15 protein-coding genes are annotated in these 16,509 nt (G+C 70.2%); 4 read left to right on the top strand and 11 right to left on the bottom strand.

The window, feature by feature from the left end; translation table 11 throughout:
- Positions 1-61: 61 nt before the first annotated feature.
- Both ACH3VR_RS11805 and ACH3VR_RS11800 read right to left on the bottom strand, forming a co-directional pair.
- On the bottom strand, positions 62-1,039 hold the full coding sequence (locus ACH3VR_RS11805; protein ID WP_397556485.1) for an NAD-dependent epimerase/dehydratase family protein: 978 nt from the start codon (positions 1,037-1,039) through the stop codon (positions 62-64).
- Positions 1,036-1,791, bottom strand: coding sequence for a dienelactone hydrolase family protein (locus tag ACH3VR_RS11800; protein WP_397556484.1), 756 nt, complete (start codon positions 1,789-1,791; stop codon positions 1,036-1,038). Before ACH3VR_RS11800 ends, ACH3VR_RS11805 begins: the two co-directional genes overlap by 4 nt.
- A gap of 255 nt (positions 1,792-2,046) precedes the next feature.
- Between ACH3VR_RS11800 and ACH3VR_RS11795 the strand changes: the two genes are divergently transcribed.
- From ACH3VR_RS11795 to ACH3VR_RS11780, 4 genes are read left to right on the top strand one after another with little or no spacing between them, the layout of a single operon-like run.
- A complete protein-coding gene (locus ACH3VR_RS11795; RefSeq protein ID WP_397556483.1) occupies positions 2,047-3,456 on the top strand; it encodes an alpha/beta fold hydrolase in 1,410 nt (469 codons plus the stop codon).
- A 10-nt stretch (positions 3,457-3,466) separates the two neighbouring features.
- On the top strand, positions 3,467-4,804 hold the full coding sequence (locus tag ACH3VR_RS11790; protein WP_397556482.1) for a hypothetical protein: 1,338 nt from the start codon (positions 3,467-3,469) through the stop codon (positions 4,802-4,804).
- Positions 4,801-6,174 (top strand): CHAT domain-containing protein, encoded by a 1,374-nt coding sequence (locus tag ACH3VR_RS11785; protein WP_397556481.1) that lies wholly within the window; start codon positions 4,801-4,803, stop codon positions 6,172-6,174. Before ACH3VR_RS11790 ends, ACH3VR_RS11785 begins: the two co-directional genes overlap by 4 nt.
- Positions 6,171-7,574, top strand: coding sequence for a hypothetical protein (locus ACH3VR_RS11780; protein WP_397556480.1), 1,404 nt, complete (start codon positions 6,171-6,173; stop codon positions 7,572-7,574). The genes ACH3VR_RS11785 and ACH3VR_RS11780 overlap by 4 nt, the downstream gene beginning before the upstream one ends.
- A gap of 93 nt (positions 7,575-7,667) precedes the next feature.
- On the opposite strand, the gene pheT is transcribed toward ACH3VR_RS11780, so the two are convergent.
- The 9 genes from pheT to rpmI form a co-directional block, all read right to left on the bottom strand.
- Positions 7,668-10,196, bottom strand: a complete 2,529-nt coding sequence (pheT, locus tag ACH3VR_RS11775; protein WP_397556479.1) for a phenylalanine--tRNA ligase subunit beta — start codon at positions 10,194-10,196, stop codon at positions 7,668-7,670.
- Positions 10,196-11,236 (bottom strand): phenylalanine--tRNA ligase subunit alpha, encoded by a 1,041-nt coding sequence (gene pheS / locus ACH3VR_RS11770; protein ID WP_397556478.1) that lies wholly within the window; start codon positions 11,234-11,236, stop codon positions 10,196-10,198. The genes pheT and pheS overlap by 1 nt, the downstream gene beginning before the upstream one ends.
- Positions 11,237-11,439: 203 nt before the next feature.
- Positions 11,440-12,366: an amino acid ABC transporter permease gene (locus ACH3VR_RS11765; RefSeq protein WP_397556477.1), complete on the bottom strand. Its 927-nt coding sequence runs from the start codon at positions 12,364-12,366 to the stop codon at positions 11,440-11,442.
- Entirely contained in the window at positions 12,363-13,010 is a 648-nt protein-coding gene (locus ACH3VR_RS11760) for an amino acid ABC transporter permease (protein ID WP_397556476.1), read from the bottom strand. Before ACH3VR_RS11760 ends, ACH3VR_RS11765 begins: the two co-directional genes overlap by 4 nt.
- Before the next feature lie 59 nt (positions 13,011-13,069).
- Positions 13,070-13,984 (bottom strand): glutamate ABC transporter substrate-binding protein, encoded by a 915-nt coding sequence (locus ACH3VR_RS11755; protein WP_397556475.1) that lies wholly within the window; start codon positions 13,982-13,984, stop codon positions 13,070-13,072.
- A 129-nt stretch (positions 13,985-14,113) separates the two neighbouring features.
- Positions 14,114-14,905, bottom strand: a complete 792-nt coding sequence (locus ACH3VR_RS11750; protein ID WP_397556474.1) for an amino acid ABC transporter ATP-binding protein — start codon at positions 14,903-14,905, stop codon at positions 14,114-14,116.
- Between the two features lie 82 nt (positions 14,906-14,987).
- The gene (locus ACH3VR_RS11745) at positions 14,988-15,794 is read right to left on the bottom strand and encodes a TrmH family RNA methyltransferase (protein WP_397556473.1); all 807 of its coding nucleotides are present in this window, start codon (positions 15,792-15,794) and stop codon (positions 14,988-14,990) included.
- Positions 15,795-15,894: 100 nt separating this feature from the next.
- The gene (rplT, locus tag ACH3VR_RS11740) at positions 15,895-16,278 is read right to left on the bottom strand and encodes a 50S ribosomal protein L20 (RefSeq protein WP_345802140.1); all 384 of its coding nucleotides are present in this window, start codon (positions 16,276-16,278) and stop codon (positions 15,895-15,897) included.
- 30 nt (positions 16,279-16,308) lie between these two features.
- Positions 16,309-16,503 carry a 50S ribosomal protein L35 gene (rpmI, locus tag ACH3VR_RS11735; RefSeq protein WP_121057793.1) on the bottom strand — a complete coding sequence of 65 codons (195 nt, stop codon included), beginning with the start codon at positions 16,501-16,503 and terminating at the stop codon, positions 16,309-16,311.
- Between the last annotated feature and the right edge of the window lie 6 nt (positions 16,504-16,509).

Raw genomic sequence — 16,509 nt, 5'->3', positions numbered from 1 at the left:
GGGATCGCCGAAGGCATGCCGCGACGATAGCGGCCCGGCTGCGGCATCCGCAAATCGACCCTCACTGGGCGGCGGCGATGAGGGCGAGCTCGTCCTCGCGCGACAGCCCCGCGCGGCGCTCGCGCTCGAGGCCGCGCTCGCGCTCGTCGGCGAGGGTGTCGGCGAGTGTCTCGGCGAGCGGACGGAACGATCCGTTGGCGTTCCGGTACACGACGTTCGCGCGGTTCGAGAAGCCGTGCATGTCGGCGGGCAGCCACAGCGGGAGCGATCGCGCGCCCATCCAGTGCTGCACGTCGTGCGCCAGCAGCCAGGTGTCGTCGGCCGACACGACCTCGCCGGTGTGGCCCGCCGCCGCACGCGCGTCGGCGAGCAGGTCGCCGAGCGGCATGGGGTCGCCGATGGCGTTGACGACACCGGTCCAGCCTTCCTCGCCGAGCTCGACGAGGAACGCGGCGAGGTCGCGCACATCGATGATCTGCGCGCTGCGCCCCTGGGTCTCGGGTGTGAGCACGGGGCCGTCGCCGGCCTCCGCGAAGCGCGAGACCCAGTACCCGAATCGGTCGGAAGGGTCGCCGGGGCCGACGATGAGCCCGGGACGGACGATCGCGGCGCGGTCGCCGAGCGCTGCGCGGACGGATGCCTCGGCCGCGACCTTCGCGCGCCCGTAGTCGTACTCGTCGCCCGGCCGCGCCGGATCGAGGAGTGTCGCCGACTCGTCGGCGCTCTCGACGTCGCTGTCGGCGTAGACGGACAGGCTCGAGACGTACGTCCAGTGCGCCGCGCGGTCCGCGAGGGCGGCGACGGCGGATGCCACGAAGGCCGGGTCGGACGAGATGTCGACGACCTCGTCCCAGTCTTCGTCGGCGAGCGCTGCGTACGCGTCAGGGTCCGCCCGATCGGCGACGACGAGCTCGGCTCCGTGGGGCGCCGGCCGCCCGCCGCGTGCCAAGCAGGTGACGCTCGCGGCGGCTCCGATCCACTCGCGCGCGACGTGCGCGCTCAGCCATCCGGTGCCGCCGAGGACGAGGACCGAGGTCAATCGCCGACGACCTTCTCATCGAAGAACTCCAGCACGCGCGCCCACGCCTCCATCGCGTGCTCGGGGCTGTAGCGGCGGCCGGTGTCGTTGAAGAACGCGTGCTCGGCGCCCGGATAGACGATCGCCTCGAAGTCGACGTGTGCGTCGGCCATGGCCTGGCGCACGCCGGGCAGGGCGTCGATGAGCATGGGGTCCTTCTCGCCGTAGAGCGCGAGGACGGGCGCCTCGATCCGCGCGATGCGCTCGGGGCTCGGCGCCGTCCCGTAGAACGGGGCGGCGGCGCGGATGCGGTCGTCGGACGCGGCGAGCGCGAACGCGTACGTGCCGCCGAAGCAGAAGCCGGTGACGGCCACGCGGCGGTGCACGTCGTGCTGCTGCTCGAGCCAGTCCACGACCGCTGTCAGCGCGGGAATCGCCCAGTCCGCGTATCCGGGTGCGCGCATCTCCGACATCGCGTCGCGCATGCGCGGCTGAGCGGCTGTGCGGACGGACTCGTCGGGGTCGTTCATGAGGGCGAAGAGCTCGGCGCCGAGGTGCGGGCCGACGCCCGCCTTGCTGAGGATGTCGGGGGCGGCGACGAGCCATCCCTCCTCCGCGTACCGGTCGGCGACGTCGCGGATGTGATCGACGAGGCCCCAGATCTCGTGGATGAGCACGAGACCGCCCACGACCTCGGTCTCGCCGTCGGGGCGGGCGACGTACACGTCGAACGCGGTGCCGTCGGGCGCCGTCAGCTGGATCGTCTCGGACACGCGTCTCCTCGGGTCGGGGGTTCCCAACCTACGCCCGTCCAACCGGCTGCGGCCCTGTCGCGTTCGTACGATCTCGCCGAGCGCACACGTCGTTCGCGACGATGTCGTGTGGTCTCGGCGAGTACGTACGATCGCGGCGGAGGAGGAAGACGAGTACGGCCGAGGTCCCGCACGGCATGGCCTTGTGCGGCACCCTGCCGACCGGTATATGTGGGGGCGACGGGTGGGGGCCCGTCGATCACGGGGGTGATGCGCATGCCCGAGCCCGGGCCGCTGTTCTGGTTCACATCGTTCGCGGACGTGAAAGCGCCGTTCTACGCGATCCGCTTCGACAAGTTCGGAGAGCTCGCTTCGCCGAAGACGGTCGCCGAGCTCGTCAAGCGACTGGAGAGCAATGACTTCACCGATGTCATCGTCTGTGCCCACGGATGGAACAACATCTGGAAGGATGCCCTCGCCAACTACAAAGGCTTCATCGATCGCCTGGCCGAGATCCACGCGCGCACGGGCGTCCGGCCCACGCGGCCCTATCGCCCGCTCGTGATCGGAGTGTTCTGGCCGTCGACGTCGCTCGTCCTCCCGTGGGAGCAGGGGCCGCGCATCGCCGGGCAGGGCGGCGGCGACGCGGAGGTGCTCGACGAATGGGAGGTCGACGACCAGTCCGTCGTCGCCGAGTCGGTCGCACCCGGTGATCTGGCCGAGTTCTACGAGCTCAGCGAAGCCGACACGCTCGACGCTGCGGGCGCCAGGAGACTCGCCGAACTCCTGCTGTCGGCGGCCGGCGACGGCGAGGACGAACTCCCCACTGCGGCGACCGAGACCACCGTCGAGGACGTGCTCGACACATGGCGCGAGTACTCCCAGCCGAACGCGGCCGGGAAGGTCGCGCCCGGGCGAGGGGGTCGGCGCGTCCCCGCCGACGAGGATCCGGATGCCGCCGCCGAGGCGGGGCGGGAGGATGCAGGAGCTCCCGTGGCCGCCGGCGCACCGGACCTCGATCCTCGCGCGGTCTTGCGCCTCTTCACCGTCCGGACGATGAAGGATCGCGCGGGGAAGGTGGGCGTGCGCGGGGTCGGGGACCTGCTCCGACGCACGATGGCTGCGGCGCACGGCGCGCACTTCCATCTCGTCGGTCACTCCTACGGCGCGCGCGTTCTGCTCAATGCCGTCGCCCGCCCCGACGGCGGCCCGCTGCCGCCCGTGCGCAGCCTCCTGCTGCTTCAACCCGCCGTCAACCATCTGTGCTTCGCAGAGGAGCTCGCCGAACTGGGCGGGGCGCCCGGGGGCTACCGTGCCGCGCTCGACCGCGTCGAGCAGCCGGTGCTCACGACCTTCACCCGCCACGATTTCCCGCTGCGCAAGGTCTTCCACCACGCGCTCTTCCGGCCGGGTGACATCGGCGAGATCCTCGTGGCCGGCGACGATGATCCGCCACCCAGCATCTATGCCGCGCTCGGCGGGTACGGTCCGCGCCGCATTCCGCCGAGCCCGTCTGTGACGATGAAGGAGCCCGCCGGCGCCCCGGCCGAAGCGGACTTCTACGACCTCACGAAGGCCGCGCCCCAGGTCACCGCGATCAACGGAACCGCGCTGATCAGCGGGCACGGCGATGTGATCACGACCGCGACGGCGTGGGCACTGCTGAACCTGCTGCTCGCGGAGTGAGGCCGATCCCATGGCCGATCTCCTCCAGCGGGAGTACAACCTTCCGGTCATCCGCGTCACGACGACGCAGAAGCACGCGGGCGCCCTTGTGACCGTCGCCGCCGTCCTCAATCGCTATGGCGAACAGATCGTCGTGCGTTCGGTCGACGTGCCACTCACGCGATTCGGACTGGGTCGCGCGAGCACGCGCCGTCTGCAGGTCCCCCCTGAGGTCATCGATCTCCTTGCGCCCCGCGATGCGGCGCGGGGTCGGGACTGGCCCCAGGCCGATCCGCAATGGGAGGCTTGGCTGCACCTCGTGAAGCCCTATGGTCTCCTCGGTGCGATTCCCTGGGAACGAGACCTCACGACGCGGCTGGGTCGTCCCATTGCACGCCTGCCCGATGTCCTTCCCTCGCCGCAGCCTCCGCACGACCGCTTCCTCGTGGGCGTGCTCGCGGACGCGCCGGGTGTCGGCGCCAAGGCGATCATGAAGCTCGCGGATGCGCTCGTACGCGGCGTCGGACGGCGCCTGAAGGTGCTGGTCGTGGTCACGTCCGAGGGTCGGCGCCGTCTGGAGGACGAGCTGGCCGCGTCAGGCGTCGATCACGAGCTGCGGATCATCCGTCGAGGGCGCTCCAGCGCCTCCGTGCTGGACCTCGCCGCAGATGCTCTCGCCGGGCAGGCTCTCGACGGCGTGCACTTCATCATGCGCGCGACGACGCTCAACACCCACGGCGCACTGGTCTCCCACAAGATCGAGCGCTCGCCGCTCATGCCGTTCGGTGACGTCGCATCGTTCCTCACCCGGCTCGGCGCGCCTCTCGCGAGTTTCAGCCGACCGCCGGGCCTTTGGGACGACTTCGGGCTGCGCCTGCTCGTCGACTCGCTCGGCAGCAATCGTGCCGGCCCTGTGCTGCTGCACGATCCGGCCGCGGAGCCCGGCGGTGAATCCCTCTCGAAGGTGTACGAGATCCTGTCGGGCGCCGTCGACGGGAGGCTCGTGCCCTCGCCTGCGCAGACCGTCTTCATCCAGCCGGCGGCCCTCGAGCCGGACGACTTCTCGGCCAAGCTCGTGACGCAGAACACCTGGGTGGGAGCGGAAGGCAGCGTTCTGCCTGCCGCGGAGCCGCCTGTTCTCCGAGCCGTCCTCGATCCCGCACCGGTCGGCGTCGACGCTGTGACACCGCAGTGGTGGGCGGCCGCGCAGCGCTTTCTCGAGCAGCGGAACACGGACCTGACCCGGTTCCAGACGTCTTCCTCGATGCGCGGGCTGACCGATGTCGAAGAGGCGCGCTTCAGCGGCGCCAAGCGCGGGCTCGCAGACGCCAGCGCGATCCTCGAGGACTTTCTCCGGAGCGAGAGATGAGCGGCGTCGTGATCCGGCTCGAGCCACCGCAGCGGGGCCTTCGCCAGATCACCGGGATGGTGTGCCAGGTCGATGAAGCGCCCTTCCCGGGGATCTCCCGGTCGCCCGGGCGACTGCGCCGCATCCCCTCGACGAAGGGGAGGGCGGGCGACCCGACGCCGATCGAGCACCAAGGCGCGCGCCTTGCGACCTGGCTCTGCCAGGACGAAGCGATCAAGGCCGTCATCGAGCGCGTCCGTGAGCGCAGGGATCCACCGAGCGTGCCCATTCGCCTCCACGTGCAGGACGACGCCGCACACGCGCTGCCATGGGAGACGCTGTACATCGACGCCTTCCTCGCGCTCGACCCGCTCTCGCCCATCGCACGGATACCGAGAGGAACGACCGCCGAGGCCCGCGATCCCGTGCGACCCCTCGCGCTGCCGCTGCGCATCACCTGTGTGCTCTCGGCACGCGGGGCGGATGCCTTGCCGCAGTGGACGGCGATCCACAGCGCCGTCGAAGCGGCACGCAAGAAGGGCCTCGCGATCCGGCTGACCGTGATCTCCGGAGACGAGCCCATCCTGGCGGCTGCTCGTCAAGCGCAGAAGTCCGACCCCGACCTCCATGTCGAGCCGGTCCCCGGTCCCGACGCTCCCGTCCCGCTGCTGCAGCTGATCCGATCGACGGAGCCGCACCTGCTCCACTTCTTCGCCCACGGCGACATCGACGCGAACAAGACGCAGCGCATCCTGGTGGCGACGATCTCCGACGTCGACAGCGACTCGGGCATCCTCGATGCAAGCGAGGTGGGGCGCATGGCAGCGGAGGTCGGGACCTGGTGCGTGACGCTCGCGATCTGCCGCGGAGCCGACGCGACGGCGGGTGGGTTCACCCACGCCGAGGCGATCGTGTACCGCGGCGTTCCCGCCGCGATTGCCATGCGCAGCGAGATCGAGGAGGCTGACGCCAATCGGTTCACGACGTCCTGGTTTCCTGCGGCGCTCGAAGTGCTCGGCGCAGTGACCCTTCCCCCCTCGCCGGTGACGCAGCGGCGCCCGCTGCAGTGGGCGGACACGCTCATCCGTCCGCGGATGGAGCTGCGCGACCGCAACGGCGCGAACGCCGGGGCGAACGGCGTGTGGGCCGTGCCCGTGCTCTACGTCCTACCGGGCACCTTTCAGATCGAAGTGCCCGCGACTCCTCCGGCGGGTGCCCGCGATCCCGCCGCGGTGGCGCCCGTGCGAACAGTCGCGCATGAGATGCAGGCACAGGAGCGGCTCTCGGCGCAGTCCGAGCTCGAACGCCTGATCGCCACCCTCCCGCCGGACACGCCCCCCGAGCTGATCGCCTTGCTCAGGGCCCAGGCGCACCGGGAGGAGCCGCGATGATCGAGCTTCCTGCGGAGGTCCTCATCAACGCCTCGGACGCGCAGGGCGGCCAGGGGACCGCCGACCTCGGCGCAGGAGCGGTGGAGTGGGCGAAGCGCCAGAAGCTCCTCGCCCGCCAATCGGTGCTCGCGCCTGCGCCACGTGCCGATCTCGGCGATTGGAAGTCGGCCGATGTGGGCTGGGGCATCGTGCTCCCCCACCGTGCCGGGATGTCCGGTCGGGATCTTGCGCGCGCGGCCGACGCGCCCCCCGCGATCCAGCAGCTGCTGGATGCCCGGCCCGGTTCGCCCGTGCTCCGATACCGCAAGCCAGGCCCCAAGGACAAGGCGACACAGCCCGATCGCCTCATCCGCTACTACGAAGACGGCACGAAGCAGGACCTCACGATCGGGAACGGACCCTTCGGAACCCGCGAGGGACAGCTCCCGCGGTATCTGCTTCTCGTCGGCGGACCCGACGAGATCCCCTGGGCCGTGCAGTTCGCGGCCAATCGTCGACATTTCGTCGGGCGACTCGCCCTCGACGACGCCGCTCTCCAGCGATATGTCGACAGACTGCTCGACGACTGGGCGAAGCATCCGCCCGACACACGCCAGGCCACTGTGTGGAACACCTCCGACGATCCGATGTCGCTGGCCATGGAGGCCGCGATCGTCGACCCGCTCCTGGAGGCGATGAGTCACGACGGTGACATCGCAGTCACGCGGATGTCGGGTGCCGACGCGACCGCGGAGAGGCTCGGTGAGGCGATCAGGACGAGCCGGCCGGGGCTCATCGCGACCGTCAGCCACGGTCGCACCGGTCCGGTCGGCGACCCGGTCGCGATGCGCGCCCGGCTCGGCGTGCCGGTCGACGCATCAGGCGATGACATCGACGTCGGTGCGATCGCTTCGCTCTGCGAGATCTCGGGCGCGATCTGGTTCGCCTACGCCTGCTGCTCGGCGGGATGCGACCAGGGCAGCCGCTTCGACGGGCTCCTCCCTGAGGACTCGTCCGCGGCGCGGATCGTCTCGGCCGTCGGGACGCTGGGCGCGACGATCGCTCCGCTTCCGCAGCGCCTGCTGTCCGCGGATCCCCCGATCGCGGCTTTCATCGGGAAAATCGAGCCGACCTTCGATTGGACGCTGGCCGAGCCCGACACCGGCGAGAACGTGGTGCTCGAGCTCGTCGACGCCGTCTACCCGGCACTCTTCCGGCCGGAGACGATCGGCCTGGCGTTCAGCGACTACTTCACCGGCGTTGGTCGACTATACGGCTCGGCCTCCGACGCGCGCGTCGACATGGACGCGGAGAAGCCCGATGCTGCGGCGCGCCTCGTGTACTACGCCCTGACGGCCCGAGACCGCGAGAGCCTCGTCGTGCTCGGCGACCCCACAGTGGCACTGCCACCGCTCCGCTGATCCGCGGCTCACGAGGTCGAGAGCACGCCCTGAGGCGCCGGTCGGGTGACGGCGGCTCACCCGGCCGGGCGACGCAGGCGAGCCAGGGCGCGACTACTCGCGCAGCGCCGCGCCGAACCGCTCCGACGCCCGCGCGACGCCGGCGAGCTTGGCCTCGGTCGCCTCGGCGGCCGTCAGCGTCCGGTCGGGCGCGCGGAAGCGCAGCGCGAAGGTGAGGCTCTTCGAGCCGTCGGGCACGCCCTGACCGCGGTAGTCGTCGACGAGGCGCGCGGATTCGAGCAGCTCGCCCGCGCCCTCGACGAGAGCCGCGCGCAGGGCGGCGGCCGGCACGGAGGCGGGCAGCACGAGCGACACGTCCTGCGTCGCGGCCGGGAAGGTCGACAGCGACGCCGCGACGACCTTCTCGCCCGCGAGCGAGAGGACGAGGTCGAGGTCGAGCTCGGCGACGTAGACGCGACCGGGAAGATCGGATGCCTCGGCGACGGCGGGCAGGACTTCGCCGATGTAGCCGACCTCGGTGCCCTCCACCGAGAGCACGCCCGTGCGCCCCGGGTGCAGCGCAGCGCGCTCCCCCTGGGCGACGTCGATCGTGACGCCGGCAGCCGAGGCGATGACGCGCACGGCGTCGAGGGCGTCGGCGAGCTCGGCGGCGACGGGCGCCTGGCCCGGCTGCTTCGCGACGAGGCTGCCCGTCAGCAGCACCGCGACGTGCAGGTGCTGCGGCGGGATCGATGCGTCGAGCTCGGCGAGGGTCGCGGCATCCGGCCTGACCGCGAGCGGCGGCACGAACGAGGTCCCGTACTGCACACCCGGCTCGGGGAGGAAGACGCTGCCCGTCTCGAAGAGCGACAGGTCGGTGAAGCCGCGCGAGAGGTTGCGGTGCGCGACCTGCAGGAGGCCCGGCACGAGTGTGCGCCGCAGGAATGGCGCCTGGCCGTCCAGCGGGTTCGCGAGCTTGATCGACGGGAGGTGCCCGCCCGAGGCGGAGCCGTGGAGGTCGTTCTGCTCGTCGGTCGTGAAGCCGAAGGTGGGCGTCTCGACGTAGCCTGCGGCGGCGAGCGCGTTCGACACGCGGCGGCGACCCTGCTGCGCGGCGGTGAGTCCGCGGCCCGACGGCGGCAGCGGCAGCACCGAGGGGATGCGGTCGTAGCCCTCGATGCGGGCGACCTCCTCGGCGAGCGTCCACTTGTCGGTGAGGTCGGGGCGCCAAGTCGGCGGCGTGACCTCCCACCCGCCTGCGGACTCGACCACGGTCGCACCGATCAGCTCGAGCGCGCCGACGATCTGCAGGGCCGTGTAGTCGACGCCGATGAGTCCCTCCACGAAGCCCCGCGGCAGGGTGATCGACTCGCTGGTCAGCTCGGTGCCGAGCGCTCCGCCGAACGACGTGTCGAGGGTGCCGCCGGCGTACTCGACCATGAGGTCGGCGACGCGCTGCGCCGCGATGTACGGGATGGCGGGGTCGACGCCTCGCTCGAAGCGACGGGATGCCTCGGAGGGCAGCTTGTGGCGGCGGGCGGTGCGCGCGATCGACACGGTGTCGAAGACGGCCGCCTCGATGAGCACGTTGCGCGTCGCGCCGCCCATCTCGGTCGTGCCGCCGCCCATGACGCCGGCGAGGCCGATCGGACCGGACTCATCCGTGATGAGGAGGTCTTCGACGTGCAGCGTGCGCAGCTGTCCGTCGAGCGTCTCGAGCTTCTCGCCCGGGCGCGCGCGGCGCACCGTGATGCCGCCCGTGAGCCTGTCGAGGTCGTAGCCGTGGATCGGCTGGCCGAGCTCGAGCATGACGTAGTTGGTGATGTCGATGAGCACGCCGAGCGAGCGGATGCCGGCCAGCGCGAGGCGCGTGATCATCCAGGCGGGCGTGGGGCGCGAAGCATCCACGTCCCGTACGACACGTGCGACGAACTCGGAGGCCCCGATGCGGCCGCGGATGGGGGCGACGTCGTCGACGGCGATCGTGAAGCCGTGGCCCGCCCCGACCTCGTCGGCCGAGCGGAGGCCCGGGTCGCGGAACGCGGCACCGGTCGCGTGCGAGTACTCGCGGGCGACCCCGCGGATCGACATGGCGTAGCCGCGGTCGGGGGTGACGTTGATGTCGACCGCGACGTCGTCGAGGCCGAGGAGCGCGATGGCGTCGGTGCCGACCGGCGCGTCGATGCCGAGCTCGACGAGGCGCAGGATGCCGGAGTGCTCCTGGCCGAGGCCGAGTTCCTTCGCCGAGGCGATCATGCCGTCGGACACATGGCCGTACGTCTTGCGCGCCGCGATGGGGAACGGCCCGGGCAGGACCGCGCCGGGCAGGGTCACGACGACCTTGTCGCCCGCGAAGAAGTTGCGCGCGCCGCAGACCACGCCGTGCACGGCGGGGCCGCCGTCGGCGGCGAGCTCGCCGTCGGGGGCGACGCGCACCTGGCACCAGCGGATGGTCTTGCCGTTGGACTGCGGCTCCTCGACGAACTCGAGGACCTCGCCGACGACGACAGGACCCTGCAGCTCGAAGCGGTGGACGTCCTCCTCCTCGAACCCGACGCTCACGAGCGCCGCGAGGACGTCCTCGGGAGAGGCATCCACCGGCACATCGACGTATTCACGCAGCCACGAAAGCGGGACGCGCATCAGACCACCATTCCGAACTGCTCGCTGAAGCGGACATCGCCCTCGGCCATGTCGCGCATGTCCTGCACGTCGGAGCGGAACATGAGGGTCCGCTCGATGCCCATGCCGAAGGCGAAGCCCGAGTACTCCTCGGGGTCGATGCCCGCGGCGCGCAGGACGTTGGGGTTGACCATGCCGCAGCCGCCCCACTCGATCCAGCGCGCGCCGCCCTTGAAGGTGGGGTGCCAGAGGTCGAGCTCGGCGGACGGCTCGGTGAAGGGGAAGTAGTTGGCGCGGAAGCGCGTCTTGGCCTCGGGGCCGAACAGCACGCGCGCGGCGTGGTCGAGCGTGCCCTTGAGGTGGGCCATCGTGATGCCCTTGTCGACGACGAGGCCCTCGAACTGCGTGAAGACGGGCAAGTGCGTCGCGTCGAACTCGTCGGTGCGGTAGACGCGGCCCGGGCAGAGCACATAGATGGGCAGGTCGCGCTCGAGCATCGAGCGCACCTGCACGGGGCTCGTGTGGGTGCGCATCACGAGGTGGCGCGCAACGGGGTCGACGAAGAACGTGTCCTGCATCTGGCGCGCGGGGTGGTCCTCGTCGAAGTTGAGCGCGTCGAAGTTGAACCACTCGTGCTCGAGCTCGGGGCCTTCCGCGATCTCCCAGCCCATGCCCACGAAGATGTCGGCGATCTCCTCGCGAAGGAGGGAGATGGGATGCCGCGCCCCGACGCGCGCCCGCTGCGCGAGCGCCGTGATGTCGACGCGCTCCGCCTCGAGGCGGGCCGCCGTCTCGGCCGCGGCGAGCGCGTCCTCGCGCGCGGCGAGCGCCTGGTTCACGCGGCCGCGGGCCTGGCCGATGAGCTTGCCGAACTCGGCCTTGCGCTCGGGGGCGACATCGCGCAGGCGCGCGTTGAGCTTCGCGAGCGGCGAGCCCTCGGCCGTGTGCGCGCTGCGCGCGGCCTTCAGGTCGGCCGTCGTGGTGGCGTCGGCGATCGCTGCGAGAGCCGCTGCGACCGCGTCATCCACCGCCTCGGGGGTGATCTCGGGAACGTCAGACACGAGTGTCGAGTCTACCGGCGGGTGGATGCCGCCCCCGCGCCCCGTCTCCCGCCCCCCGATCGACAGGTCAATCACGCATCTGCAGGCCGGATTCGCGTTCTTCGTCGTGTGGATCCGTGGTCGACCTCTCTTTGCGTCGCGGGCGCAAAGGCGCGGCGAGGCGATACGGGGCAGCGACGTCGAGCTGCGGACGCGCGCCGGGGCTACGAGCCGCCGGCGTCGCGCTCGAGGTCGCGCTCCTGCTGGGTCGCGATGAGCTCGGTGTCGGTCGTGGGCGCGTTGCCCAGGCCGGGCCCGATGCCCGCGCCTGCGACCGCGACGGTCTTCGGCGAGCGCCGCAGGCGCTTCTCGACGACGTACGCCGTGTACGACAGCGCGAGGCAGAGGGTCACGTAGATGGCTCCTGCGACGAGGGCTGCCGGGATGAGCGGCGACCCCAGCACGGCGTTCGAGCCGAGAGTGCGGGCGAAGTAGAGCAGCTCGGGGTAGGTGATGATGAACCCCAGCGCCGTGTCCTTCAGGCACACGACGAGCTGCGAGATGATCACGGGCAGCATGGCCCGGATCGCCTGGGGCAGCAGGATGAGGCGCAGCACGCCCGACTTGCGGAGGCCGATCGCGAACCCCGCCTCGCGCTGACCGCGCGGGAGCGACTCGACGCCGGCTCTCACGACTTCGGCGAGCACCGAGCCGTTGTAGGCGACGAGCGCGATGACGACCGCCCAGTACGACGTCATCTTGATGCCGATGACGGGAAGCCCGTAGTACAGCAGGATCATGAAGACCAGCACCGGGATCGCGCGGAAGACCTCCGTGACGCCGGTGATCGGCACCCGCACCCACGCGTGATCGGACAGGCGCCCGATCGCCAGCACGAAGCCGAGGACGATCGCGCCGACGGCGGCGACGGCGAACGCCGCGAGCGTGCGCAGCGTCGCCAGGCCGAACTGCTCCCAGACGCGCGTGAAGGTGAAGGCGTACCACTTCTCGGCCGTGAACTGCCCGGTGACCCAGAAGCGGTAGATCACGAAGCCGAGGATGCCGAGCACGACGACGATCGTCGCGATGCCGAGGATGCGGTTGCGGACGACGGCCTTCGGCCCGGGGACGTCGTAGAGGACGGAGCTCATCGCGCGATCCTCCACTTGCGCTCGAGGATGCGCTGCACCCAGGCGAGGAGGAACACCATCAGCACGAACGCGAGCATGACCCACAGGATCGTGACGAGCTGGTTCTCGCCCTTCTCGCTCATCTCGGCGCGGATGTTGCCGAGGTTGACGACCGCGAAGCCGGCCGCGACCGTCGTGTTCTTGAGGAGCGCGATGAAGACGCTCATCATCGGCGGGATGACCGAGCGCGCCGCCTGGGGAAGCACGATGAGCGACATCACCTGGCCGAACGTGAGGCCGAGCGCGCGGGCCGCCTCGGCCTGTCCCACGGGGACCGTGTTGACGCCCGACCGGATCGTCTCGGCGACGTAGGTCGCGGTGTAGATCCCGAGCGCCCAGATCGCCAGGACGAGGAAGTTGGCCCGACCGGGGAGGAGCAGCGGCACGCAGAACGCGAAGAAGAACATCACGAGCGTGAGCGGCGTGTTGCGGATCCAGTTGACGTACACGGCGCCTACGGTGCGGGCGACCGGAACCGGCGAGACCCGCATGGCCCCCACGACGACGCCCAGCACGAGCGCGATCGCCCCGCCCGCGAAGAAGAGCACGAGCGTGCCCCACAGGGCCCCGAGCCACAGGTCGGGATAGTCGGTGATCTGGTTCACCGCGGCATCCTCCTCACTGCTGAAGAGGGGCGGCGCCGTGCGGCGCCGCCCCCGCGGGATCAGCTGACCGGGTCGACCTCGGGCTGCTCGCCCGAGACCCCGGCGGAGCCGAGGTTCTTCTCGAAGATCGCCTGCCAGATGTCGCCGCCGTCGGTGAACATCTTGTTGATGTACTCCTGCAGCGCCGTGTCGCCCTTCGCGAGACCGACGCCGTAGCGCTCCTCGCTGAAGACGTCGCCGACGACCTTGAGGTTGTCGGGGTCCTGTGCCGCGTAGCCGATGAGGATCGCCTCGTCGGTCGTGACAGCGTCGACCTGCCCCGTCTTGAGCTGCTCGACGCACTGCGAGTAGGTGTCGAACTCCGTCGTCTTGGCGTCGGGGTAGTCGGTCTTGATCCGCTGGATCGAGGTCGACCCCGTCGCCGAGCAGACGTTCTTGCCGGCGAGGTCGTCAGGTCCCTTGATGTCGTTGTTGTCGGCCGCGACGAGCAGGCCCTGCCCCGTGACGAAGTAGGGACCCGCGAATGAGATCTGCTCCTTGCGCTTGTCGGTGATCGAGTACGTGCCGACGTAGTAGTCGATGTCGCCGTTGACGATCGCCTGCTCGCGGTTCGCCGACGGGATCGCCGTGAACTCGATCTTGTCCTCGTCGTAGCCGAGGGACGCCGCGATCCAGCGCGCGATGTCGACGTCGAAGCCCGTGCGGTCCCCGGTGGTGGGGTCGAGGTAGCCGAGGCCCGGCTGGTCCTCCTTGACGCCGACCTTGACGCTGCCGCGCTGCGTGATGGCGTCGAAGGTGGGGCTGCCGTCGATCTTCACGTCCTTCGCGACCGTGAACCATGTGCCGCTCTCCTCGGGACTCCCCGACGAGCCTCCTTCGGGCGAGCCTCCCGGTGTGCCGCTGTTGCACGCCGTGAGCGCGAGCATCGCCGCGGCGGCGATACCCAGACCTGCGATGATCCGTGACGTTCTCATGTGATGTCCTGTCCTCCTGGTTGCGCATGTGATGGTTTCGTTCCGTATGACGTTCGGGTCCGTCCGTGATGCAGCTGTGCCGTGCGGTGGTGTCCTTTCTCGAGCAGGATGCGGCGAGGGTCCGGTGCGTCAGTGTGTGAGCAGCTTGGAGAGGAAGTCCTTGGCGCGAGCGCTCTGCGGGTTCGTGAAGAACTGCTCCGGCGTGGACTCCTCGACGATCTGGCCGTCGGCCATGAAGACCACGCGGTCGGCCGCCTTGCGGGCGAAGCCCATCTCGTGGGTGACGACGATCATCGTCATGCCGTCCTGGGCCAGGCTCACCATGACGTCGAGCACTTCGTTGATCATCTCGGGGTCGAGCGCGCTCGTCGGCTCGTCGAAGAGCATGACCTTCGGGTTCATCGCGAGGGCCCGGGCGATGGCCACGCGCTGCTGCTGTCCGCCGGAGAGCTGCGCGGGGAGCTTGGATGCCTGCTGGCCGACCCCGACGCGGTCGAGCAGCGCCTTGGCCTCCCGCTCGGCATCCGCCCTCTTCATCTTGCGGACCTTGATCGGACCGAGAGTGACGTTGTCGAGGATCGTGAGGTGCGCGAAGAGATTGAACGACTGGAACACCATGCCGACGTCGGCACGGAGCCCGGCGAGCGCTTTGCCCTCCTTCGGCAGCTCCTTGCCGTCGATGGCGATCGTGCCGCTCGTGATGGTCTCGAGCCGGTTGATCGTCCGGCAGAGCGTCGATTTGCCGGAGCCGGAGGGTCCGATCACGACGACGACCTCGCCGCGATTGACCGTCAGGTCGATGTCCTTCAAGGCCTGGAAGTCGCCGTAGTGCTTCTGCACGTCCGAGATGACCACGAGCGGGTCACCGCGTCGCACAGTGATGTTGGACGTCTTCGGGGCGCTGCCGTCGAGTGTCGCCATAACGGCACCCTAGGAGGCTCCTATGAGGGACGGCCAGGGGTTGTGAGCGACCTTTACCGTCCTGTAACAGAGCGGGAACGCGCTAAGCGGGGTCGCCGGCGCGCTGTGCGAAGGCGCTCTCGTACAGGCAGACGCTCGCTGCGGTCGCGAGATTGAGCGACTCCGCCGATCCGTAGATGGGCAGGCGCAGCGACAGATCGGCGTGCACGAGGGCGGCGTCCTCGAGACCGTGCGCCTCGTTGCCGAAGAGCCACGCGGTGGGCTCGGCGAGCAGGGCCCGGTGCTCGAGGAAGTCCTCTCCCCCGACATCTGCCGCGATGACGCGCAGACCTGCGTCGTGAGCCCGCTCGACCGTCGTCGCGAGGTCGACGCCGACCGCGACGGGCAGGTGGAACAGCGAGCCGGTCGTCGCGCGCACGACCTTGGGGTTGTAGGGATCGACCGTGCGGCCCGTCAGGACGACGGCATCCGCCCCCGCGGCGTCGGCGGCGCGGATGATCGTGCCGAGGTTGCCGGGGTCGCGCACCTCTTCGCAGATCGCGACGAGCCGAGGGGATGCCGCGAACACGTCGCGCACGGAGGTCGGCGACTGCTGCGCGACCGCCACGATGCCCTGCGGCGTGACGGTGTCGGCCATCGCGTCGAGCACGGCCTCCGTCGTGAAGACGACCTCCACTCCGGCGTCGCGCGCCGCATCGCGGATATCGCCGTGGCGCTCCATCGCGGTCGGCGTCGCGAAGAGCTCGACGAGCGTGTCAGGGCGGTAGAGCAGGATCTCGCGGGCCGCCTGCGGGCCCTCGGCGAGGAAGAGGCCGGTCTCGTGGCGCGCGCTGCGCTTCACGAGCTTCGCGACGGCGCGCACGCGCGGCGAACGCGGGTTCTCGAGCACGTCATCAGCATACGGGCGCGGCATCCCGAATCCCGTCCTCCGCACACGCGAAAAGGGCGTCCTCCCGGAGGAGGACGCCCTTTCGAAGCGCTGAAGCTGCTTACGCCGACTTGGGGGCGTTGACGTTCTCGGGGAGAGCGCCCTTGGCCGTGGCGACGAGCGACGCGAAGACAGCGGGCTCGTTGACCGCGAGGTCGGCGAGGATGCGACGGTCGACCTGCACGCCCGCGAGGCCGAGGCCCTGGATGAAGCGGTTGTACGTGATGCCGTTCTGACGCGCGGCGGCGTTGATGCGCTGGATCCACAGGCGGCGGAAGTCGCCCTTGCGCTTGCGACGGTCGCGGTACGCGTAGACGAGCGAGTGGGTGACCTGCTCCTTCGCCTTGCGGTACAGGCGCGAACGCTGACCACGGTAACCGGAGGCGCGCTCGAGGATGACGCGACGCTTCTTGTGGGCGTTGACGGCCCGCTTGACTCTAGCCATTTCTTCTGATTCCTATTCCTGCGTCGGCGCTCAGATGCCGAGGAGCTTCTTGGCGACCTTTGCGTCACCCGGGGCGAGGATCTTGTCCGCGGACAGGCGGCGCGTGCGCTTGGTGGGCTTGCCCTCGAAGTTGTGGCGGAGGTTCGCCTGCTGCTTCTTGAGCTTGCCGGTGCCGGTCACCTTGAAACGCTTCTTGGCACCCGAGTGGGTCTTCTGCTTCGGCATCTTTCT

Origin of the sequence: Microbacterium alkaliflavum (assembly GCF_044325405.1) — a bacterium.
GTDB classification, from domain to species: Bacteria; Actinomycetota; Actinomycetes; order Actinomycetales; family Microbacteriaceae; genus Microbacterium; species Microbacterium alkaliflavum.
This window is presented reverse-complemented; position numbering and strand designations above follow the sequence as displayed.

Bases quoted from the DNA above. Each gene is read 5' to 3' on its own strand.
- ACH3VR_RS11750 (WP_397556474.1), bottom strand. From the start codon at position 14,905: ATGGCGACACTCGACGGCAGCGCCCCGAAGACGTCCAACATCACTGTG.
- ACH3VR_RS11780 (WP_397556480.1), top strand. From the start codon at position 6,171: ATGATCGAGCTTCCTGCGGAGGTCCTCATCAACGCCTCGGACGCGCAG.
- rplT (WP_345802140.1), bottom strand. From the start codon at position 16,278: ATGGCTAGAGTCAAGCGGGCCGTCAACGCCCACAAGAAGCGTCGCGTC.
- pheT (WP_397556479.1), bottom strand. From the start codon at position 10,196: ATGCGCGTCCCGCTTTCGTGGCTGCGTGAATACGTCGATGTGCCGGTG.
- ACH3VR_RS11795 (WP_397556483.1), top strand. From the start codon at position 2,047: ATGCCCGAGCCCGGGCCGCTGTTCTGGTTCACATCGTTCGCGGACGTG.
- rpmI (WP_121057793.1), bottom strand. From the start codon at position 16,503: ATGCCGAAGCAGAAGACCCACTCGGGTGCCAAGAAGCGTTTCAAGGTG.
- ACH3VR_RS11755 (WP_397556475.1), bottom strand. From the start codon at position 13,984: ATGAGAACGTCACGGATCATCGCAGGTCTGGGTATCGCCGCCGCGGCG.
- ACH3VR_RS11765 (WP_397556477.1), bottom strand. From the start codon at position 12,366: ATGAGCTCCGTCCTCTACGACGTCCCCGGGCCGAAGGCCGTCGTCCGC.
- ACH3VR_RS11790 (WP_397556482.1), top strand. From the start codon at position 3,467: ATGGCCGATCTCCTCCAGCGGGAGTACAACCTTCCGGTCATCCGCGTC.
- ACH3VR_RS11785 (WP_397556481.1), top strand. From the start codon at position 4,801: ATGAGCGGCGTCGTGATCCGGCTCGAGCCACCGCAGCGGGGCCTTCGC.